The following is a 21242-nucleotide window of genomic DNA, read 5'->3' as shown; positions in this document are numbered from 1 at the left end:
ATGCATTCAAATTTAGAAAGAGGTGCAATAATTGCACCTCTTCTAGGCGCAAGGATACCGAGCGAGCGCTCGGTGCTAAAAAAAGAAATGGGGGAAAGAAACATGAGTAAAACAGTTATTTTAAGTGCTGCAAGAACACCGGTTGGAAAATTTGGAGGAACTTTAAAAGACGTGAAAGCAACAGAACTTGGAGGAATCGCAATTAAGGCAGCGCTTGAAAGAGCGAATGTTTCCGCTAGTGATGTTGAAGAAGTTATATTCGGAACGGTTATCCAAGGAGGGCAAGGACAAATTCCATCACGCCAAGCAGCAAGAGCGGCCGGCATTCCTTGGGAAGTGCAGACAGAAACAATAAATAAAGTTTGTGCATCAGGGCTTCGCGCAGTTACGTTAGCAGATCAAATTATTCGTACTGGTGATCAATCACTGATTGTAGCTGGTGGAATGGAATCGATGAGTAACAGCCCTTACATTTTACGAGGGGCAAGATGGGGATACAGAATGGGTAACAACGAAGTTATCGATTTAAACGTTGCAGACGGTTTAACATGCGCATTTTCAGGTATACACATGGGTGTTTATGGCGGAGAAGTTGCGAAGGAAGATGGAATCTCTCGCGAAGCACAAGATGAATGGGCATATCGTAGCCATCAACGTGCGGTTTCGGCACATAAAGAAGGGCGTTTTGAAGAGGAGATTGTACCAGTAACAATTCAGCAAAGAAAAGGCGATCCTATCGTCGTGGCTAAGGATGAGGCGCCACGCGCGGATACAACGATTGAAAAATTAGCGAAATTAAAGCCTGTATTTGATAAGACGTCAGCGGTGACAGCAGGTAATGCTCCGGGACTAAATGATGGCGGTGCTGCACTTGTATTAATGAGCGAGGACAGAGCGAAGCAAGAAGGAAGAAAACCATTAGCGACAATTTTGGCGCATACGGCGATTGCGGTAGAATCGAAGGATTTCCCAAGAACGCCAGGTTATGCAATTAATGAATTGCTGAAAAAGACAGGTAAGACAATTGAAGACATAGATCTATTTGAAATCAATGAGGCATTTGCGGCTGTAGCAATTGCAAGTACAGAAATCGCAGGGATCGATCCGGAAAAATTGAATGTAAATGGCGGTGCTGTAGCAATGGGGCATCCAATTGGAGCGAGCGGAGCACGTATTATCGTTACACTTATCCATGCACTGAAGCAGCGCGGCGGCGGAATTGGAATTGCTTCTATTTGTAGCGGTGGCGGTCAAGGTGATGCAGTGATGATTGAAGTTCACTAATTAAGATTAGAAGATATATAGTTTATTAACAATTAAGGGGGAAGAAAAAATGAGTGTACAAAAGATTGTTGTAATTGGTGCAGGGCAAATGGGTTCAGGTATCGCACAAGTGTGTGCAATGGCAGGCTATGATGTGAAAGTGCAAGATTTAAAGCAAGAGCAATTAGATAGAGGGCTAGCTGTTATTTCGAAAAATTTAGCCCGCCAAGTAGAAAAAGGCCGTATGAAGGAAGAAGAGAAAGATGCGACTTTAAATCGTCTTACATGGACGCTTGATTTAAATAGTGTCAAAGAAGCTGATCTTATTATTGAAGCAGCTGTTGAAAAAATGGATATTAAAAAGAAAATTTTTGCGAATTTAGATGAAATCGCTCCAGAACACGCAATTTTAGCGACGAATACGTCATCGTTACCAATTACGGAAATTGCAGCGGTAACGAAACGTCCTGAGAAAGTAATCGGCATGCACTTTATGAATCCAGTTCCAGTTATGAAACTCGTTGAAATTATTCGTGGTTTAGCTACAGATGATGCAGTGTACGAAACGATTGAGGATATTACGAAAAAAATTGGGAAAGTGCCAGTTGAAGTAAATGATTTCCCAGGGTTTGTATCGAACCGTATTTTATTACCGATGATTAACGAAGCGATTTATACGTTATACGAAGGAGTGGCGACGAAAGAAGCAATTGATGAAGTAATGAAACTCGGTATGAATCATCCGATGGGACCACTTACGTTAGCTGACTTTATCGGTTTAGATACGTGTTTATACATTATGGAAGTGTTGCATGAAGGATTAGGAGATAGTAAATATCGCCCATGTCCATTATTACGTAAGTATGTGAATGCAGGATGGTTAGGACGTAAAACGGGTCGTGGTTTCTACGTTTACGAATAAAGGCCTCCCTTTATTGAAGTAGTGGTCTTACCAGATTGTTAAAAAGATATATAGCAAACGGAGGCGAAGTACATGAATTTTCACTTTACTGAAGAGCAACAAATGATGAGGAAAATGGTTCGAGATTTTGCACAGAAGGAAATAGCTCCCTTTGTTCCTAGTATGGAACAAGGGGTGTTCCCGAAAGAGATTTTGCAAAAGATGGGTGAGCTTGGACTAATGGGTATTCCAGCACCTGCAAAATATGGCGGGGCAGAAATGGATTTTATTTCTTACATCCTAGCAATTGAGGAAATTTCAAAGGTAAGTGCAACGGTTGGTGTAATTTTGGCTGTACATACGTCAGTTGGAATGAATCCGATTTTATACTTCGGAACAGAAGAACAGAAGCAGAAATATGTTTCTAAACTGGCGACTGGTGAATATTTAGGCGCATTTGCTCTAACAGAACCGAATGCAGGATCAGATGCAGGTAGTTTGAAATCAAGAGCTGTAAAGAAAGACGATCACTACATCATTAATGGATCGAAAGTCTTTATTACAAATGGTGGTGAAGCAAGTACATATATCGTCTTCGCGTCTACAAATCCAGATGCGGGGAAAAGCGGGATTTCAGCATTTATAGTAGAGAAAGATACACCAGGCTTAATCATTGGAAAAGATGAGCATAAGATGGGTCTTCTTGGTTCTCGTACAGTGCAACTTACGTTTGAAGATATGAAAGTGCCGGTCGAGAATTTACTTGGTGAAGAAGGACAAGGATTTAAGGTGGCAATGGCGAATTTAGATGTTGGGCGAATTGGAATCGGAGCGCAAGCATTAGGAATCGCGGAAGCGGCGCTTGCATGTGCGATTGATTATGCGAAAGAGCGTGAGCAATTCGGAAAGCCAATTGCGGCGCAGCAAGGACTCGGATTCAAACTTGCAGATATGGCAACAAGTGTAGAAGCATCGCGATTACTTGTATACAGAGCAGCATCGCTAAGAGCACAAGGATTACCATGCGGTAAAGAAGCTTCTATTGCGAAATTATTTGCTTCTAAGACGGCTGTTGAAGTTGCGATTGAAGCGGTGCAAGTATTTGGTGGTTATGGTTATACGAAAGATTATCCAGTAGAAAGATTTTTCCGTGATGCGAAGATCACACAAATATATGAAGGAACGAGCGAAATACAAAAGCTTGTAATTAGTCGAGCTTTATAAAAAGGCAGAGGGGGAGACGGGAATGCATTTTAAATTATCAGAAGAACATGAAATGATAAGAAAAATGGTTCGGGATTTTGCAAGGAATGAAGTAGCACCGACAGCAGCAGAGCGTGATGAGGAAGAGCGATTTGATCGCGCTTTATTCGATCAAATGGCAGAGCTTGGTTTAACCGGTATTCCGTGGCCTGAAGAATACGGCGGAATTGGAAGCGATTACTTGGCGTATGTAATTGCCGTTGAAGAATTATCCCGCGTTTGTGCTTCTACAGGTGTAACGTTGTCTGCACATACTTCACTTGCTGGATGGCCAATTTTTAAATTTGGAACGGAAGAGCAAAAACAAAAGTTTTTGCGCCCAATGGCTGAAGGGAAGAAAATTGGTGCATATGGCTTAACAGAACCAAGCTCTGGATCAGATGCTGGTGGAATGAGGACGACTGCAAAACGAGATGGAGACCATTACATTTTAAATGGTTCGAAAATCTTTATTACAAATGGCGGTATTGCTGATATTTATGTTGTTTTTGCATTAACAGATCCTGATTCGAAGCAGCGCGGCACGAGTGCATTTATTGTGGAGAGTGATACGCTAGGATTTTCGGTTGGGAAGAAGGAAAGTAAGCTAGGGATTCGTTCTTCGCCAACAACTGAAATTATATTTGAAGACTGCCGTATTCCTGTAGAGAATTTACTAGGGGAAGAGGGCCAAGGATTTAAAGTTGCGATGCAGACATTAGATGGCGGCCGTAATGGTATTGCGGCACAAGCAGTCGGTATTGCACAATCCGCTTTAGATGCTTCTGTAGAATATGCAAGAGAACGTCATCAGTTTGGGAAGCCAATTGCGGCGCAACAAGGAATTGGCTTTAAACTTGCGGATATGGCAACGGATGTAGAGGCAGCGCGTCTTTTAACATATCAAGCGGCTTGGCTTGAATCTGAAGGGCTTCCGTATGGGAAAGAGTCAGCGATGTCAAAAGTATTTGCAGGTGATACAGCGATGAAGGTAACGACTGAAGCGGTACAAGTATTTGGTGGTTATGGTTATACGAAAGATTATCCAGTAGAGCGTTATATGCGCGATGCAAAGATTACACAAATATATGAGGGAACACAAGAGATTCAAAGGCTTGTAATTTCTCGTATGTTAACGAAGTAGGAACAAAAGCGTAGGTATTTTCCTACGCTTTTTACTTCCAAAAATAATAGAGAGAGGTGAAGGGATGATTAAACATAATGTACATGCGTCAGTGAAAGATGAAAAATTAGTTGCGTTAAGACGTGAACAAATGATTAAAGGTGCGGTGCAGCTGTTTAAGCAAAAAGGATTCCCACGTACAACAACGAGAGAAATTGCGAAAGCGGCTGGATTTAGTATCGGAACACTTTATGAGTATATTCGCACAAAAGATGATGTATTATATTTAGTTTGTGATAGTATTTATGAACATGTAAAAGAGCGGTTAGAGGAAGTAGTGTGTACAGAGAAGGGAAGTATAGAAAGCTTAAAGATAGCGATAATGAATTATTTTAAAGTGATGGATGAATTGCAAGAAGAAGTATTAATTATGTATCAAGAGGTACGTTTTTTACCGAAAGAATCACTCCCATATGTATTAGAAAAAGAGTTTCAAATGGTCGGGATGTTTGAGGATATTTTAGAGCAGTGTACGGAAAATGGGACATTTACACTAAATAAAAAGGAAATACAGCTTCTTGCACATAATATTTTCATACAAGGACAAATGTGGGGATTTAGACGTTGGGCCCTGCAAAAACTGTATACTCTCGAAGAATATACAGAAATGCAAATTAGGTATGTACTGCAAGGAGCACATATGTCTCCGAAATAAAGAATGGACAAATTATAATTTTATTGCCCGTAAATAGCGGGATAAAAGTTTCCCGTTTTTTTTGTAGCATATTTGTGCGACTTTTGTTTATAATGAATAGTATGGATTTTTTTAAGCAGACCGTTATATATAAGCTTATATTTGAAGAAAGGAAGTGCCGCATAAGTGGGTTTTAAGCAATATTCACCAGAAGAGCTAAAAGAATGTTCAATGATTGAAGTTGTACATAGTGTTTTAGGGAATAAAAGACAAGCAACGACATTCAACGAGTTGGTTCAAGAAATCGCTCAAGTGCTGGGACTATCTCAAGGGCAAGTTAATACGAAACTCGCACAATTTTATACAGATTTAAACATCGATGGACGTTTCATTAATTTAGGAGAAAATCGTTGGGGGCTACGTAGCTGGTACCCATATGAGCAAATTGATGAAGAAATTCTGCCTCAGCCAAAACCGAAGAAGAAACGTAAAGTTGAAGAAGACGGTTTTGACGACTACATTGAAGAAGATGATGTAGAAGAAGTAGAAGAAGTAGTAGAAGAAGATGTAGTAGATTTGGACAAAGTTCTTGAAGACGAAGACGCAGATGATGATCTTGATGATTTAGAAGAAGATAATGAAGACTTCGCAGAAGAAGAACTTGAGTATGATGAAACTGAAGAAGAAGAAGAGGAAGAGCGGTAGTTCTTGACTTTTCATTATCGTCCATGTAGAATCATTTTTGGGCTCTTTAAAAAAAGACGATAATACTTTTAAAGTGTAAATATAAAAGAAAATTGCTCCCTACTTATTACTTTATGTGATGAGGGGAGCAATTTTCTTTTTTGTTTTTTGTTTAGAAAATAAAAAGAGCCTAACAATAAGATAGATACAGTGTTATCTACATACGTTGCGCTTTGCAACGGTGATTATATAACAACGAAGTAGAAGGGAGTATTTTCATGACTAAGTATATTTTTGTAACAGGCGGTGTAGTATCGTCTTTAGGTAAAGGTATTACAGCAGCATCTCTTGGAAGACTTTTAAAGAATCGTGGTTTAAACGTAACTATTCAAAAGTTTGATCCATACATTAACGTAGACCCAGGGACTATGAGCCCCTACCAACACGGTGAGGTATTCGTAACAGATGATGGTGCAGAAACGGACTTAGACCTAGGTCACTATGAGCGTTTTATCGACATCAACTTAAACAAATACAGCAACGTAACAACAGGTAAAATTTACTCTTCAGTTCTTCAAAAAGAGCGCCGTGGTGAATATTTAGGAGGAACAGTTCAAGTTATTCCTCACATTACTAACGAAATTAAAGAACGTGTATATCGTTCTGGTCGCGAAACAAATGCCGACGTTGTTATTACAGAAATCGGTGGAACTGTTGGTGATATCGAGTCTTTACCATTCTTAGAAGCAATTCGTCAAATTAAGAGCGACATCGGTCGTGACAATGTAATGTACATTCACTGTACGTTAATCCCGTACTTGAAAGCAGCGGGTGAAATGAAAACAAAACCAACGCAACATAGCGTTAAAGAGCTTCGCAGCTTAGGTATTCAACCAAATATTATCGTTGTTCGTACAGAACTACCTGTTTCTCAGGACATGAAAGACAAGCTTGCATTATTCTGTGACATCGATACAAAAGCAGTTATCGAAGCACGCGATGCAGATACTTTATATGCGGTTCCATTATCTCTTCAAGAACAAAACATGGACCAAATCGTTTGTGATCACTTGAAGTTAGACAATCCAGCTGCAGATATGACAGATTGGACTGCGCTAGTTAATAAAGTACGTAACCTTTCTAAGAAAACAAAAATCGCTCTTGTTGGTAAATACGTAGAGCTTCAAGATGCATACATTTCTGTTGTAGAAGCGCTTCGTCATGCAGGTTATTCATTCGACACAGATGTAGAAGTGAAATGGGTAAATGCTGAGCACGTAACAGCAGAGAACGTAAAAGAATTAGTTGGCGACACAGATGGTATCCTTGTACCAGGTGGCTTCGGCGATCGTGGTGTAGAAGGTAAAATCGTTGCAATTCAATATGCTCGTGAAAACAAAGTTCCATTCTTAGGAATTTGCCTAGGTATGCAACTTGCATCAATCGAATTCGCACGTAACGTATTAGGATTAGAAGGGGCTAACTCTTCTGAAATTAATCCTGACACACCTTATGCAATCATCGATTTATTACCAGAACAAAAAGATGTAGAAGATTTAGGTGGTACACTTCGCCTTGGTCTATATCCATGTAAGCTTGCTGAAGAAACAAATGCTTACAATGCTTACAATGAGCCGGTTGTATATGAGCGTCATCGTCATCGTTATGAGTTCAACAATCAATTCCGTCCAGATATGGAAAAAGCAGGATTTGTATTCTCTGGTACAAGCCCAGACGGTCGTCTAGTGGAAATTATTGAATTACAAGATCACCCTTGGTTCGTGGCAGCACAGTTCCATCCAGAACTTGTATCTCGTCCAAACCGTCCACAACCATTGTTCCATGACTTCGTAAGTGCTTCTATTACGAATAAAGAGAGCAAGTAATAAAAAAAAGCGCCTGAAATAGGGCGCTTTTTTTAATATTCGTTTAACATTTCATCAATTGTAAATTTCAATCCGTGATAAGCAAATAAAGCTATAATTAAACTTGGGAACCCATAGCGGTTACCTTCATCATCTGGAATAAGACCTTTTAACAGCTTTGTATCAATATGTACATCTGTATATTGTTCCAGTGATTCAACACCTTCTTGAATAGTCGAGATTCCAACGATAGATTGGCCTTCTTCATGAAGTTTTTTCGCGGTTTTTATAATTTCTTCATCTGTCGAAAAACGACTAATAAGAAGCACGCGGTCCGCAGAAGTCACTGCCGCCGGTTCACCGTTTTCTATTAAACGTTTTGCTTGTTTCATTGGTTCGGCGCCAAATAATGCTTCTGAAACAATACCTTCCATTTCGTTTGTACCATGCAAGTAAATGAAGCCGTCCCCAACTAACGCCTGGGCAAGTAGACGAGCGCTATCTTCTATATTCATTTCTTCTTTTTGAGAAATTTTGGAGAAATATCCACTTAATTGAGTCGAGAAAATTTTTAACATGTTGTTGCTCCTTTCTTTCGTGTTAGCTGGTTCTCATTATAGCTTATTTTTTTTGGAAAGGGGAAATAGTAGGGTGGCATAACAAAATAGGAAACGGTAAAATAAGAAAGAATAGGAAGGGATTTGGCAAAGAGTAGCGAAAATAAACCGATAAGATATAAGAAGCTTTAAATCTTGTACTTACACAGAAAGGTTGGGAGTTATGGAAGGGAAAATTTTAATCGTTGATGATCAATATGGCATTCGTGTTTTATTGCATGAAGTGTTCCAAAAAGAAGGTTATCAGACGTTCCAAGCAGCGAATGGATTTCAAGCTTTAGATATCGTGAAAAAAGATAATCCGGATTTAGTAGTGTTAGATATGAAAATCCCAGGTATGGATGGTATAGAGATTTTAAAACATGTAAAAGAAATTGATGAGAGTATTAAAGTGATTTTAATGACTGCTTATGGAGAATTGGATATGATTCAAGAAGCGAAAGATTTAGGAGCTTTAATGCACTTTGCTAAACCGTTTGATATTGATGAGATTCGTCAAGCAGTGAGAGATCAGCTTGCTGTAGAGGCGTAAAAAATGAATTTTTTATAAAAAATATGGAAAAAAGCGTTTACATGGACTATTGAGCAGGTGAATACAGTTGAGTTTTTGAGTACAAGTTGTTATCCTATTGAGTGTAGAAAGAAGTCCGGTATGTAAATATACATATTTTACCTTATTCTGGTCATACTACCAGCGATAAGAATTTATCGGATACAAAAAACGTTTTTTAGGAGGATTCACCATGCCTTTAGTTTCTATGAAAGAAATGCTAAACACAGCACTAGAAGGAAAATACGCAGTTGGTCAATTCAACATGAACAACTTAGAGTGGACTCAAGCTATCTTAGCTGCTGCGGAAGAAGAAAAATCTCCTGTAATCTTAGGTGTATCTGAGGGTGCAGCTCGTCATATGACTGGTTTCAAAACAGTTGTAGCTATGGTTAAAGCTTTAATCGAAGAAATGAACATTTCTGTTCCTGTAGCGATTCACCTTGACCATGGTTCAAGCTTCGAAAAATGTAAAGAAGCAATTGATGCAGGTTTCACATCTGTAATGATCGACGCTTCTCACCACCCATTCGATGAAAACGTTGAAACTACTAAAAAAGTGGTAGAATACGCACACGCTCGTAACGTATCTGTTGAAGCTGAGCTTGGAACAGTTGGCGGACAAGAAGACGACATCATCGCTGAAGGCGTAATTTACGCTGATCCAGCAGAGTGTAAGCACCTTGTTGAAGCAACAGGTATCGATTGCCTAGCTCCAGCTTTAGGTTCTGTACACGGTCCTTACAAAGGTGAGCCTAACTTAGGATTCGCTGAAATGGAACAAGTTCGTGACTTCACTGGCGTACCTTTAGTATTACACGGTGGTACTGGTATCCCAACTGCTGATATCGTAAAAGCTATTTCTCTAGGTACTTCAAAAATTAACGTAAACACTGAGAACCAAATTGAGTTTACAAAAGCTGTTCGTGAAGCATTAAACAAAGACCAAGAAGTTTACGATCCTCGTAAATATATTGGACCTGGCCGCGACGCTATCAAAGCAACTGTTGCTGGTAAAATGCGTGAGTTCGGTTCTAACGGTAAAGCGTAAGAATAAAATTCCGTTTTGGAAACCGTCTAGTCTTTTAGACGGTTTCCTTTCGTTGTATAATGAAAGCGCGAACAAGTCTAAAGATTTTATAAAGTGAATTTTTGGTTTGCAAATATAGAAAATAATGTGCATAGTCCTATTAATAAATGTGGTAAGTATCTGAATTGAGTAATTTGATTCGATGAATAGTTAATCTTCATCTATTTGTACAGCAGGGGAGCTACAGGTGATGGTTTTCTACTTATTGAGTTTCGGGATGGAAAGAGTGATTGAGATTCTTAAGGGGGAATCTTCTACTTCTTATAAAGAAGTAGAAGATAAATACATTCACAAGAAGGGAGCTCAATATGGAAAAGTTGCTAATTGAAGGCGGAAGAGCTTTAAATGGAACAATTCGTGTGAGTGGTGCAAAGAACAGTGCTGTTGCACTAATTCCAGCGACAATTTTAGCAGATACTCCAGTAACTATTGGCGGTGTTCCTAATATTTCGGACGTGAAAATGTTAGGAGACTTACTAGAGGAAATTGGAGGGAAAGTAACTTATGGGCAGGAAGAAGAGATGGTAGTCGATCCTTCTAACATGGTTGCGATGCCTTTACCAAATGGAAAAGTGAAAAAATTGCGCGCCTCTTATTATTTAATGGGTGCAATGCTTGGCCGTTTTAAAAAAGCTGTTATTGGGCTTCCAGGTGGATGTCATTTAGGGCCACGACCGATTGATCAGCATATTAAAGGGTTTGAAGCGTTAGGGGCATATGTTACAAATGAACAAGGTGCCATTTATTTAAGAGCAGACGAACTACGTGGGGCACGTATTTATTTAGATGTTGTTAGTGTAGGAGCTACAATTAATATTATGCTAGCGGCTGTACGAGCGAAAGGTAGAACTGTTATTGAAAATGCAGCGAAAGAACCAGAGATTATTGATGTAGCTACATTGTTAACGAGTATGGGAGCACGTATTAAAGGTGCTGGTACAGACGTAATCCGAATTGATGGTGTGGATTCACTGCACGGTTGTCACCACACTATTATTCCAGACCGTATTGAAGCTGGTACGTATATGATTTTAGGAGCAGCATCAGGAGGAGAAGTAACAGTTGATAATGTTATTCCTCAGCATTTAGAATCCGTTACTGCGAAGCTAAGAGAAGCTGGTGTTCAAATTGAAACGAACGATGACCAAATTACAGTGAACGGCAATAGAAGGTTAAAAGTAGTTGATGTAAAAACGCTTGTATATCCAGGGTTTCCAACGGATTTACAACAGCCGTTTACAACGCTTTTAACAAAAGCGCATGGAACAGGAGTTGTAACTGATACAATTTACAGCGCACGTTTCAAGCATATTGATGAATTGCGCCGTATGAACGCGCAAATTAAAGTAGAAGGCCGTTCAGCAATTGTGACTGGACCGGTTTTATTGCAAGGTGCGAAGGTGAAAGCGAGTGACCTCCGAGCTGGTGCGTCCCTTGTTATTGCGGGTTTAATGGCAGATGGCATTACAGAAGTAACGGGACTTGATCATATTGATCGAGGTTACGAAAATATAGTAGACAAGCTTAAAGGGCTTGGTGCAAACATTTGGCGAGAACAAATGACAAAGCAAGAAATTGAAGAAATGAAGAATGCATAAAGTGAAACTTTAATCAGTATGGGGTATCCCACGCCGATTATTAACCCTCACCAATCGGGATAAGGTGGTGATACTTCCGTTAATGGGGAGCGAAGAATCACTACTAACGGAAGTACACTTTATAGAAAAACAAGGTTCACAAAATACGGCAGAAATATAAAGACTTAAAGGAGAGGGATTATCGTGGAAAGAAGTTTATCTATGGAGTTAGTACGTGTAACAGAGGCTGCAGCATTATCATCAGCGCGTTGGATGGGGCGCGGAAAAAAAGATGAGGCAGATGGTGCAGCAACATCAGCTATGCGTGATGTATTTGATACAATTCCGATGAAAGGTACAGTTGTAATTGGCGAAGGTGAAATGGATGAAGCGCCAATGCTATATATCGGAGAAAAATTGGGTACAGGATATGGACCACGCGTAGACGTTGCAGTTGATCCTTTAGAAGGGACAAATATCGTAGCGGCTGGCGGCTGGAATGCGCTTGCTGTTATTGCAATTGCAGATCACGGCAATTTGTTACATGCTCCTGACATGTACATGGATAAAATAGCGGTTGGTCCAGAAGCAGTTGGTGCAGTTGATATTGACGCACCTATTATCGACAACTTACGTGCAGTTGCGAAAGCGAAAAATAAAGATATCGAAGATGTTGTAGCGACAGTTTTAAACCGTCCACGTCATCAAGCAATTATCGAAGAAATTCGTAAAGCTGGTGCTCGTATTAAATTAATTAACGATGGAGATGTAGCTGGAGCAATCAATACAGCATTTGACCGTACTGGTGTAGATATTCTATTCGGTTCTGGTGGAGCACCTGAAGGTGTATTAGCTGCGGTCGCATTAAAATGCTTAGGTGGAGAAATTCACGGGAAGCTCTTACCTCAAAACGAAGCTGAACTAGCTCGTTGTAAAAGAATGGGTATTGAAGATATCAATCGTATCCTTCGTATGGAAGACTTAGTAAAAGGTGACGATGCAATCTTTGCAGCAACAGGTGTAACAGACGGAGAACTATTACGAGGCGTTCAATTTAAAGGTAGCGTCGGAACAACACAATCCCTTGTTATGCGTGCAAAATCAGGCACAGTACGCTTCGTAGACGGCCGCCATAGCTTAAATAAAAAACCGAATTTGGTTATTAAATAAAAAGCGTAAGCGGCTCGTTCAGAATGGGAGGGGGATGGAGCTCCTGACGAAGAGGCGCTTTTTGCCTCGCAGGAAGAAGCGAAACCACCGACCATTCTAGCTGCTGAAGCTGGATTAAATAAAAAGCGTAAGCGGCTCGTTTAGAATCGCAGGACACTTTAAGCTCTCGACCTTGAAGCGCTCTTTGCTTCGAGTGAGAGAGCGAAATGACCGGAGATTCTAGCCGCTGGAACTGGATTAAATAAAAGCAGAAATGCCTTATCTATTCTGCCTTAAAATCAGGTGAGTAGAAAAAAAGAAAGAAATATGAAAAGGCGAAGACAAATTTTCTTGTCTTCGCTTCTTGTATTTGTGTTTCAACGTATTGATTAAAACTAGATAAAAGGGTTACAATAGTGAATATTATCCTACTTGAACTTATTGCCTTTCATTATTATTTATTTGCCTTCCGTATTTTTCCCTTTACCCATGTGAAAAGAGAATAAAGTTAAAGTGTGGTGTCTGAATGAATTTGTCAATTGCAGCATTAGAAAACATGAAATTAAAAGAGTTATACGAGCTTGCGAAGGAATTTAAGATTTCGTATTACAGCAAGTTAACGAAAAAAGAGCTAATCTTCTCTATCTTAAAAGCTCGAGCAGAAAAAGAAGGTTTCTTTTTCATGGAAGGCGTATTAGAAATTATTCAATCAGAAGGATTTGGATTCTTACGTCCTATCAATTATTCTCCAAGCTCAGAAGATATTTATATCTCGGCTTCGCAAATTCGTCGTTTCGATTTACGTAATGGAGATAAGGTTTCTGGTAAAGTACGACCTCCGAAAGAAAATGAGCGCTATTTTGGATTGCTACAAGTTGAAGCTGTAAATGGAGATGATCCAGACTCAGCAAAAGAGCGTGTACATTTCCCTGCATTAACACCGTTATACCCAGATCGCCAAATGAAATTGGAGACGGAAACGAAAAAGTTACCGACACGCATCATGGATTTAATCGCACCAGTTGGATTTGGACAACGTGGTTTAATTGTTGCGCCTCCAAAGGCTGGTAAAACAAGTCTGTTAAAAGAAATTGCACACAGTGTCACAACAAATCATCCGGAAGCAGAATTAATTGTACTTTTAATTGATGAGCGTCCAGAGGAAGTAACAGATATTGAACGTTCTGTTAAAGGTGATGTTGTAAGTTCTACTTTTGATGAAGTGCCAGAGAATCATATTAAAGTAGCGGAGCTTGTATTAGAGCGTGCAATGCGTCTTGTAGAACATAAAAGGGACGTTGTCATTTTAATGGATAGTATTACCCGTTTAGCGCGTGCTTACAACCTTGTTATTCCGCCAAGTGGTAGAACCTTATCGGGTGGTATTGATCCTGCTGCTTTTCATAGACCGAAGCGTTTCTTTGGGGCTGCGCGTAATATCGAAGAGGGCGGTAGCCTAACGATTTTAGCAACAGCGCTTGTTGATACAGGGTCTCGTATGGATGATGTAATTTACGAGGAGTTTAAAGGAACTGGAAATATGGAACTTCACTTAGATCGCTCATTAGCTGAGCGCCGTATCTTCCCAGCGATTGATATTCGTCGCTCTGGTACGCGTAAAGAAGACCTATTAATTCCGAAAGAACATTTAGACAAGCTGTGGGGTATTCGTAAAACAATGCGTGATACACCAGACTTTGTTGAAGGCTTCTTACGTAAACTTCGTCAAACAAAGACAAATGAAGAATTTTTACAAAACATTGTTGCAGACTCAAAAAGGTATGTAACCACTAAGTAAGGGAAAAGATGGGGACTCGCTTATTTCGTAGTAAGCGAGTTTTTTATGTTTTTAAGGGAATATTAGAGAGAGTAATATATGGAAAAAATTGTTTTTTAAGATGGAAATCGTATTTGGATTGAGAGCTTGAAGTGCCCTACGATTCTGGGCGAGCCGCTTGCGCTTTAAGGGGTATCTAGTTCCATCTCCAGCGGCTAGAATGGTCGGTGGCTTCGCTTCTTCCTACGAGGCAAAAAGCGCCTCTACGTCAGAAGCTCCATCCCCCTCTCATTCTGAACGAGCCGCCTCCACTTTTAATTTTAAAAAGACAAAAACAGGTAGTTGCAAAATGGAGTTAGCCTTGTTATAATTTCATCATATGTGTTTCATCAATATAGTTGTGTAAGCAGCTGAAGATGAAAAACTCTGTTTCGAAAATGATTCAGGGCGGAAGGAGATGAAAAGAATGAAAGCAGGAATCCATCCAAATTACAATAAAGTTGTATTTATGGACACGAACACTGGCTTCAAATTCTTAAGCGGGTCTACAAAAGGCTCTAGCGAAACTGTTGAGTGGGAAGATGGTAACACTTATCCATTACTAAAAATTGAGATCAGTTCTGATTCTCACCCATTCTACACTGGACGTCAGAAGTTTGCTACTGCAGACGGACGTGTTGACCGCTTCAATAAGAAATACGGCATCAAGTAATAAAGAACATAAAACAGGCAAGTGTATGTATTCGCTTGTCTGTTTTTTTTGTGAAAATATTAAACCTTTACCCTACTTTGGATTAGGAAAGTAGATGAAAGGAGAGCTCAATGTACTTAATGAATCAAAATGGTTGGATTGAAGTGATTTGCGGGAGTATGTTTTCTGGGAAATCAGAAGAGCTCATCCGCCGTATACGCCGTACACAATTTGCGAAACAACATGCGATTGTATTTAAACCATGTATTGATAATCGTTATAGTGAAGAAGATGTTGTATCACATAATGGATTAAAGGTTAAAGCAGTTCCTGTTTCAGCTTCAAAAGATATATTTAACCATGTAACAGAAGAAATGGATGTTATTGCAATCGATGAGGTACAATTTTTTGATGGGGACATTGTGGAAGTGGTGCAAGTATTGGCAAATCGTGGCTATCGTGTCATTGTAGCTGGATTAGACCAAGATTTCCGTGGTCTACCATTTGGACAAGTTCCTCAGCTGATGGCGATTGCTGAACATGTAACTAAATTGCAGGCAGTTTGTTCTGAATGTGGATCTCCTGCAAGTCGTACGCAACGTTTAATCGATGGAGAACCAGCGGCATTTGATGATCCAATTATTTTAGTTGGGGCTTCAGAATCGTATGAACCACGTTGTCGTCATTGTCATGCAGTACCTACAAAACAAAGATAAGTGAAACTCGCTATGTAGAGCGGGTTTTTTTCGAAAATAGATGAAGATTGGTGGCAAGCTCTTCGTGTCTAAGAACCGCCGCTACTCAAGGTGAAAAGCACCTTTTGTGCGAGAGAACCTTAGCCAGTCAGAGCTTAGCGAGCCGCTTGCGCTTTAAATATTATCTAGCTCCAGCGGCTAGAATGGTCGGTGGTTTCGCTTCTTCCTGCGAGGCAAAGAGCGCCTCTCTGTCAGAAGCTCCAACCTCCTCCCATTCTGAGCGAGCCGCTTGCGCTTTAAATATTATCTAGCTCCAGCGGCTAGAATCTCCGGCCATTTCACTCTCTCGCTCGAAGCAAAAAGCGCTTCAAGGTCGAGAGTTCCAATGTCCTGCGATCCTGAGCAAGCCGCTTACGCTTTTAAATATAATTTGCGTTTTTTTGATTAAGTACCATATACTATTTGTATTAGATACTAGGATGTAGAGGTGAATGGTGTGTTAGATCGTTTGCAAGCTGTAGAAGATCGTTATGAGAAGTTGAATGAATTGTTAAGTGACCCAGAGGTTATTAGTGATACAAATAAGCTTCGTGAGTATTCAAAAGAGCAATCTGATATTCAGGACACGGTAGAGGTGTACCGTGAGTATAAAGATGTTCGTGAGCAATTACGAGATGCAAAAGCAATGTTAGAAGATAAGTTAGACGCTGATATGCGTGATATGGTAAAAGAAGAGGTTTCTGAATTAGAAGGACAAGAGAAAACATTATCAGAACGTCTGAAGATTTTACTTGTTCCAAAAGACCCTAATGATGATAAAAACGTTATCGTTGAGGTTCGTGGCGCTGCTGGTGGTGACGAGGCAGCTTTATTTGCTGGTGATTTATATCGTATGTATAGCCGTTATGCTGAGGTGCAAGGTTGGAAAACTGAAATTATCGAAGCGAGCTATACAGAGTTAGGTGGATATAAAGAGATTATCTTTATGATTAACGGTAAAGGTGCTTTCGCGAAGCTGAAATTCGAGAATGGTGCTCACCGTGTACAACGTGTTCCTGAAACGGAATCTGGCGGACGTATTCATACATCTACAGCAACTGTAGCTGTACTACCAGAGGCAGAAGAAGTAGAAATTAATATTCATGAAAAAGATGTTCGTGTTGATACGTTTGCTTCTAGTGGTCCTGGTGGACAAAGCGTTAATACAACGATGTCAGCGGTACGTTTAACGCATTTACCGACTGGTGTAGTTGTATCTTGTCAGGATGAGAAATCACAAATTAAGAATAAAGAAAAAGCGATGAAAGTATTACGCGCACGTGTTTATGATAAATTTAGACAAGAAGCGCAAGCTGAGTATGATCAAAACCGTAAACAAGCTGTTGGTACCGGAGATCGTTCAGAGCGTATTCGTACGTATAACTTCCCGCAAAACCGTGTTACAGACCATCGAATCGGTTTAACGATTCAAAAGCTAGATCAAATCCTACAAGGTAAGTTAGATGATTTCATCAATGCCTTAGTGATGGAAGATCAGGCGCAAAAGATGGAGGCAGCTGAGTAATGCGTGTCTATGAAGCCCTGAAATGGGCTTCTTCTTTTTTACAGGAAAATGGACGAGATGAAAATGCGGGAGAAATCGTCCTTTGTCATGTATTAAAGACGAACAGAACCGGAATGCTCATGAATATGCGTGAAGAAATAACTGCGGAACAAGAGAAAAGTTTTGCACAATTTATCCACAAGCACGTAGAAGGTACTCCGATCCAATATATGCTCGGTTATGAAATGTTTTATGGCCGATCATTCTTTGTAAATGAAGAGGTATTGATACCAAGACCGGAAACAGAGGAACTTATAGTTGGGGTGCTAGAGAGAATTGAGCGCCATTTCGGTAATGAGGAGCTTCACATAGCGGATATTGGAACAGGTAGTGGAGCGATTTCTATTACGCTCGCTTTAGAAAATAAAAATCTTCATGTGTATACAGTAGATATCGTGCAGGAGTCGATTGAAGTTGCAAAAGAAAATGCAAAAACTTTAGGGGCGGATGTAACTTTCTATCACGGCGATTTACTGTCTCCGTTTTATGGAACAGGTCAGAAGTTAGATGTTGTTGTTTCCAATCCACCGTACATACCAGAGGAAGATTGGCGTGGTCTTTCTACTGTTGTGAAGGAGCATGAGCCGAAGCGTGCGCTTGTTGGTGGTGAAGATGGACTAGATTTCTATCGTCGTTTTATGGAGGAATTACCGAATGTATTACAGAAAAAGGCGATTGTGGCGTTTGAAATTGGTGTAGGGCAAGGTGAAGATGTGAAAGCATTATTACAGCAAACTTTCCCGCGCGCTCAAGTTGAAGTTGTATTTGATATTAATGGAAAAGATCGCATGGTATTTGCAGAGATAGAGTAAGGTATAAGCCTTACTCTATTTTTTGTATGAAAAATTCGTAACTACTCAGCCATACATTCTATTTAGAAGTTTGGTAAGGAGTATTATTCCAGAGAAAATACGTACCTTATTACCTATAGATTGTTGTCATAAAGATAAAAATGGACATACACCTTGTTGCCTGTCTTTGTTTTAACACTTTGCGCGTGGCAGGAAAAGGCCCTGACCGCTCCTATACATAGCCAGTCCCTCTCGCCAATGAAAAAATGCTTTTCTATCGGTTTTTTATATAGATTTTGAATTTAATAGTTTAGAAAGAAGTAACTCTGTCCACACTGTTTCTAGAGGGGACGGTGGAGGAAATGAAAAAACAAGTTATTGCTTATTTTCTTTTATTATTAATTGGTGCACAGTTACTTGTGCAGTTTGGATATATGAAAGCTGATGCAAAAGGGCCTACTGTTATTCCGAAAGAGGCCGTTCGATTACGTATTTTAGCTAATAGTGATTCCGATAAAGATCAGGCGTTAAAGCGTAAAGTACGCGATGAAGTAAAAGCGCAAATTGATGGATGGGTAGCGGATTTAACGTCATTTGAAGAAGCTCGAAAAGTAATTCAAAATCATATTCCTGAAATTGAAAAGACAGTGGCAAATACACTGAAAAGAGAAGGAAGTAAAGAGGCGTTTCAAGTGAAATTCGGTAAGAATGTGAAATTTCCTACAAAGGTATATGGGAATTTTATTTATCCAGCAGGAGAATATGAAGCGGTACTTATTACAATTGGAAAAGGTGAAGGTGCAAACTGGTGGTGTGTATTATTTCCACCGATGTGTTTCTTAGATTTTTCAAGTGGTACAGCTGTAAGGAAAGAAGAACATGTTGTGAAAGCTGAATCTCCTGAAGAGGAGCAGGTGAGACAATTAGATGAGGAAGTAGTGGATGTACCGGAGAAGAAAGAGGATAAGGTGAAAGAAAAGAAAGTAGTAAAGCCGGAAAAAGCTGAAAAAGTAACAGCACAGGAAAAGAAAGTAGTAAAACACGAAACACAAGTAGAAGAACAGCCTGTAAAAAAAGTAGAAACAAAAACTGTGGAAAAAGTGGAGAAACCTGTGGAGCAAAAACAAGAAAAGCAAAATGAGTATGTAACAGTAGAAGAGGAAGAGAAACCAGAGGTTAAATTATTTATCGTCGAAGCTTTTACATCTTTATTCTCTAAATAGTGCTATTAATAAATCCTTCCTCATATATATCAATGAGGAGGGATTTATTATGAAGAACGTGTATTTTGCTACGAAAGCAGATGTAGAAAGATTACATTCTTTTTTCGGACAAGCTAATAAAAAAGATGATAAAATAAATGAGTTGTACGCACAATTTATGATCTTGGAAGAGGCGGGAGAAATACGAGCGGTAATTGGATATGAACAAAGTGGAGAAAATGCACTTATCCGTTCTTGTTTATTCACACCTAATGTGGATAAACAGACTTTCTTATATTTTTTCGAGATGTTTTTGCAGTATATGAAAGAAAAAGATATTCGACAATTGTACTTACTCACAAATCATCCACAATCTGTGACCATCTTTCAGTTTTTTAACTTTGTCATTATAGAGAAAGAGGAAGTGCCAGAGGAAATTCGACAGTTAGAACACTTTTGTAAAAATATAAAAGAGCTAAATGCAATAATACTAAATTGTCAGCTATTCACAAAGTTATCCACGGATTAACAAGGTTTATCCACATTTTGTGGATAAACCTTGTTTGTCTTTTGGATAAATCTTATAGTAAACTAAAAATAGACAAGTATTTCATGGTAGAAAAGGACGTGGGAAAAAATGCATACAAATATGTGGGTTGTGGATAATGTTGTGGAAAGAAAAAAATATTATCCACAATTAAAAGAAGCAGCGAGATTATTAAGAGAAAATGAAGCGGTGGCCTTCCCAACGGAAACGGTATATGGGTTAGGAGCAAACGCAATGGATGATGAAGCGATAGCGAAAATTTTTGAAGCGAAAGGGAGACCGAGCGATAATCCACTGATTGTCCACATAGGAACAAAATCTCAGTTAGATGGTATCGTAAGAGAAATTCCGCCGGTTGCAGAAAAGTTAATGGAGCATTTTTGGCCAGGACCATTAACAATCATTTTACCGAGAAAAAAAGGGATTTCAGAGAGGGTTACGGCAGGACTTAATACAGTCGGAGTGAGGATGCCGGATCATCCAGTAGCGCTCGCCCTTATTGAAGAGGCAAACGTGCCTGTTGCGGCACCGAGTGCGAATCGTTCAGGACGCCCAAGTCCAACGTTAGCTTCTCATGTGTATGAAGATTTAAATGGGAAAATTGCTGGTATTGTTGATGGCGGGGCAACAGGAGTAGGCGTTGAATCAACTGTAATTGATTGTACGAGCGAGGTTCCGACGATTTTACGTCCAGGTGGGATTACGAAGGAGCAATTAGAGGCCGTGATAGGAAATGTTTCTTTAGATCCAGCTTTAAAGGATGAGAAAGAAAAACCAAAATCACCTGGAATGAAATATACACATTATGCACCGAAAGCGCCACTTAGTATTGTTGAAGGGTCCCGTGAGTTTATTCAACGTATTGTGGATGAGAAAAAGAAAGAAGGGTTTAAAGTAGGTGTATTAACGACAGAAGAGTATCAGCATGTGTATAGTGCAGATGTTGTATTGTCTTGTGGTGTGCGAAGCGATTTAGCCAGCGTTGCGACTAAGTTATATGATGTGCTTAGAACGTTTGATGCAAGTGAAGTAGATGTTATTTTTAGTGAATCATTCCCGAATGAAGGCATAGGAAATGCAATTATGAATCGTTTAACAAAAGCTGCGGGACATCAGATTATTATTGAATGATAATGTACCTTTAGCAAACAGAATATTTCTCCTCGGATAAGCATATTGTG

General features: G+C 39.6%; 20 protein-coding genes. 19 read left to right on the top strand and 1 reads right to left on the bottom strand.

What is annotated here, in order from left to right; translation table 11 throughout:
* The 7 genes from QCI77_RS27080 (at position 1) to pyrG (ending at position 7793) form a co-directional block, all read left to right on the top strand.
* Entirely contained in the window at positions 1-1284 is a 1284-nt protein-coding gene (locus QCI77_RS27080; protein WP_078203580.1) for an acetyl-CoA C-acetyltransferase, read from the top strand.
* 49 nt (positions 1285-1333) lie between these two features.
* A complete protein-coding gene (locus QCI77_RS27075; RefSeq protein ID WP_002016322.1) occupies positions 1334-2185 on the top strand; it encodes a 3-hydroxybutyryl-CoA dehydrogenase in 852 nt (283 codons plus the stop codon).
* Between the two features lie 72 nt (positions 2186-2257).
* A complete protein-coding gene (locus QCI77_RS27070) occupies positions 2258-3388 on the top strand; it encodes an acyl-CoA dehydrogenase (RefSeq protein ID WP_113770389.1) in 1131 nt (376 codons plus the stop codon).
* A 22-nt stretch (positions 3389-3410) separates the two neighbouring features.
* A complete protein-coding gene (acdA, locus tag QCI77_RS27065) occupies positions 3411-4550 on the top strand; it encodes an acyl-CoA dehydrogenase AcdA (RefSeq protein ID WP_002016320.1) in 1140 nt (379 codons plus the stop codon).
* 64 nt (positions 4551-4614) lie between these two features.
* Entirely contained in the window at positions 4615-5244 is a 630-nt protein-coding gene (locus QCI77_RS27060; RefSeq protein ID WP_353825719.1) for a TetR/AcrR family transcriptional regulator, read from the top strand.
* A gap of 165 nt (positions 5245-5409) precedes the next feature.
* Entirely contained in the window at positions 5410-5928 is a 519-nt protein-coding gene (gene rpoE / locus QCI77_RS27055; RefSeq protein ID WP_353825718.1) for a DNA-directed RNA polymerase subunit delta, read from the top strand.
* Between the two features lie 257 nt (positions 5929-6185).
* Complete coding sequence (gene pyrG / locus QCI77_RS27050; RefSeq protein ID WP_002016314.1) at positions 6186-7793, top strand: CTP synthase; 1608 nt, start codon at positions 6186-6188, stop codon at positions 7791-7793.
* Between the two features lie 32 nt (positions 7794-7825).
* On the opposite strand, the gene QCI77_RS27045 is transcribed toward pyrG, so the two are convergent.
* Positions 7826-8350 (bottom strand): DUF2529 domain-containing protein, encoded by a 525-nt coding sequence (locus QCI77_RS27045; RefSeq protein ID WP_113770392.1) that lies wholly within the window; start codon positions 8348-8350, stop codon positions 7826-7828.
* A 202-nt stretch (positions 8351-8552) separates the two neighbouring features.
* On the opposite strand from QCI77_RS27045, the gene spo0F reads away from it, so the two are divergent.
* The 12 genes from spo0F to QCI77_RS26985 all read left to right on the top strand — a co-directional run bounded on the left by spo0F (position 8553) and on the right by QCI77_RS26985 (position 21192).
* Positions 8553-8921, top strand: coding sequence for a sporulation initiation phosphotransferase Spo0F (spo0F, locus tag QCI77_RS27040; protein WP_000398592.1), 369 nt, complete (start codon positions 8553-8555; stop codon positions 8919-8921).
* A gap of 211 nt (positions 8922-9132) precedes the next feature.
* Positions 9133-9990 (top strand): class II fructose-bisphosphate aldolase, encoded by an 858-nt coding sequence (locus QCI77_RS27035; protein ID WP_002016312.1) that lies wholly within the window; start codon positions 9133-9135, stop codon positions 9988-9990.
* 347 nt (positions 9991-10337) lie between these two features.
* Positions 10338-11627, top strand: coding sequence for a UDP-N-acetylglucosamine 1-carboxyvinyltransferase (gene murA, locus QCI77_RS27030; protein WP_002034893.1), 1290 nt, complete (start codon positions 10338-10340; stop codon positions 11625-11627).
* Positions 11628-11810: 183 nt separating this feature from the next.
* Positions 11811-12776, top strand: coding sequence for a class II fructose-bisphosphatase (gene glpX, locus QCI77_RS27025; protein WP_002016310.1), 966 nt, complete (start codon positions 11811-11813; stop codon positions 12774-12776).
* Positions 12777-13281: 505 nt separating this feature from the next.
* Positions 13282-14553, top strand: a complete 1272-nt coding sequence (gene rho / locus QCI77_RS27020; protein WP_002016308.1) for a transcription termination factor Rho — start codon at positions 13282-13284, stop codon at positions 14551-14553.
* Positions 14554-14998: 445 nt separating this feature from the next.
* Positions 14999-15244, top strand: coding sequence for a type B 50S ribosomal protein L31 (locus QCI77_RS27015; protein WP_000643447.1), 246 nt, complete (start codon positions 14999-15001; stop codon positions 15242-15244).
* 110 nt (positions 15245-15354) lie between these two features.
* Positions 15355-15939, top strand: coding sequence for a thymidine kinase (locus QCI77_RS27010; protein WP_002016305.1), 585 nt, complete (start codon positions 15355-15357; stop codon positions 15937-15939).
* A gap of 475 nt (positions 15940-16414) precedes the next feature.
* Positions 16415-17482 (top strand): peptide chain release factor 1, encoded by a 1068-nt coding sequence (gene prfA, locus QCI77_RS27005; RefSeq protein WP_002113060.1) that lies wholly within the window; start codon positions 16415-16417, stop codon positions 17480-17482.
* Complete coding sequence (prmC, locus tag QCI77_RS27000) at positions 17482-18333, top strand: peptide chain release factor N(5)-glutamine methyltransferase (protein WP_353825717.1); 852 nt, start codon at positions 17482-17484, stop codon at positions 18331-18333. The genes prfA and prmC overlap by 1 nt, the downstream gene beginning before the upstream one ends.
* Positions 18334-18674: 341 nt before the next feature.
* Positions 18675-19535, top strand: a complete 861-nt coding sequence (gene spoIIR / locus QCI77_RS26995) for a stage II sporulation protein R (protein WP_002130069.1) — start codon at positions 18675-18677, stop codon at positions 19533-19535.
* A 49-nt stretch (positions 19536-19584) separates the two neighbouring features.
* A complete protein-coding gene (locus QCI77_RS26990) occupies positions 19585-20043 on the top strand; it encodes a GNAT family N-acetyltransferase (RefSeq protein ID WP_002016300.1) in 459 nt (152 codons plus the stop codon).
* Positions 20044-20151: 108 nt separating this feature from the next.
* Positions 20152-21192 carry an L-threonylcarbamoyladenylate synthase gene (locus tag QCI77_RS26985; protein WP_002016299.1) on the top strand — a complete coding sequence of 347 codons (1041 nt, stop codon included), beginning with the start codon at positions 20152-20154 and terminating at the stop codon, positions 21190-21192.
* Positions 21193-21242 lie beyond the last annotated feature (50 nt).

The organism is Bacillus cereus group sp. MG9 (assembly GCF_040459995.1).
GTDB lineage: Bacteria > Bacillota > Bacilli > Bacillales > Bacillaceae_G > Bacillus_A > Bacillus_A mycoides.
The sequence above is the reverse complement of the archived record's forward strand: the minus strand, read 5'-3'. Positions and strand labels throughout refer to the sequence as shown.

Excerpts from the sequence above, each read along its gene's own strand:
- QCI77_RS27060 (WP_353825719.1), top strand. The coding sequence starts at position 4,615 with ATGATTAAACATAATGTACATGCGTCAGTGAAAGATGAAAAATTAGTT.
- murA (WP_002034893.1), top strand. The coding sequence starts at position 10,338 with ATGGAAAAGTTGCTAATTGAAGGCGGAAGAGCTTTAAATGGAACAATT.
- QCI77_RS27015 (WP_000643447.1), top strand. The coding sequence starts at position 14,999 with ATGAAAGCAGGAATCCATCCAAATTACAATAAAGTTGTATTTATGGAC.
- QCI77_RS27070 (WP_113770389.1), top strand. The coding sequence starts at position 2,258 with ATGAATTTTCACTTTACTGAAGAGCAACAAATGATGAGGAAAATGGTT.
- spoIIR (WP_002130069.1), top strand. The coding sequence starts at position 18,675 with ATGAAAAAACAAGTTATTGCTTATTTTCTTTTATTATTAATTGGTGCA.
- QCI77_RS27080 (WP_078203580.1), top strand. The coding sequence starts at position 1 with ATGCATTCAAATTTAGAAAGAGGTGCAATAATTGCACCTCTTCTAGGC.
- QCI77_RS27045 (WP_113770392.1), bottom strand. The coding sequence starts at position 8,350 with ATGTTAAAAATTTTCTCGACTCAATTAAGTGGATATTTCTCCAAAATT.
- rho (WP_002016308.1), top strand. The coding sequence starts at position 13,282 with ATGAATTTGTCAATTGCAGCATTAGAAAACATGAAATTAAAAGAGTTA.
- QCI77_RS26990 (WP_002016300.1), top strand. The coding sequence starts at position 19,585 with ATGAAGAACGTGTATTTTGCTACGAAAGCAGATGTAGAAAGATTACAT.
- spo0F (WP_000398592.1), top strand. The coding sequence starts at position 8,553 with ATGGAAGGGAAAATTTTAATCGTTGATGATCAATATGGCATTCGTGTT.
- acdA (WP_002016320.1), top strand. The coding sequence starts at position 3,411 with ATGCATTTTAAATTATCAGAAGAACATGAAATGATAAGAAAAATGGTT.
- QCI77_RS26985 (WP_002016299.1), top strand. The coding sequence starts at position 20,152 with ATGCATACAAATATGTGGGTTGTGGATAATGTTGTGGAAAGAAAAAAA.
- prmC (WP_353825717.1), top strand. The coding sequence starts at position 17,482 with ATGCGTGTCTATGAAGCCCTGAAATGGGCTTCTTCTTTTTTACAGGAA.
- pyrG (WP_002016314.1), top strand. The coding sequence starts at position 6,186 with ATGACTAAGTATATTTTTGTAACAGGCGGTGTAGTATCGTCTTTAGGT.
- QCI77_RS27035 (WP_002016312.1), top strand. The coding sequence starts at position 9,133 with ATGCCTTTAGTTTCTATGAAAGAAATGCTAAACACAGCACTAGAAGGA.
- QCI77_RS27075 (WP_002016322.1), top strand. The coding sequence starts at position 1,334 with ATGAGTGTACAAAAGATTGTTGTAATTGGTGCAGGGCAAATGGGTTCA.
- QCI77_RS27010 (WP_002016305.1), top strand. The coding sequence starts at position 15,355 with ATGTACTTAATGAATCAAAATGGTTGGATTGAAGTGATTTGCGGGAGT.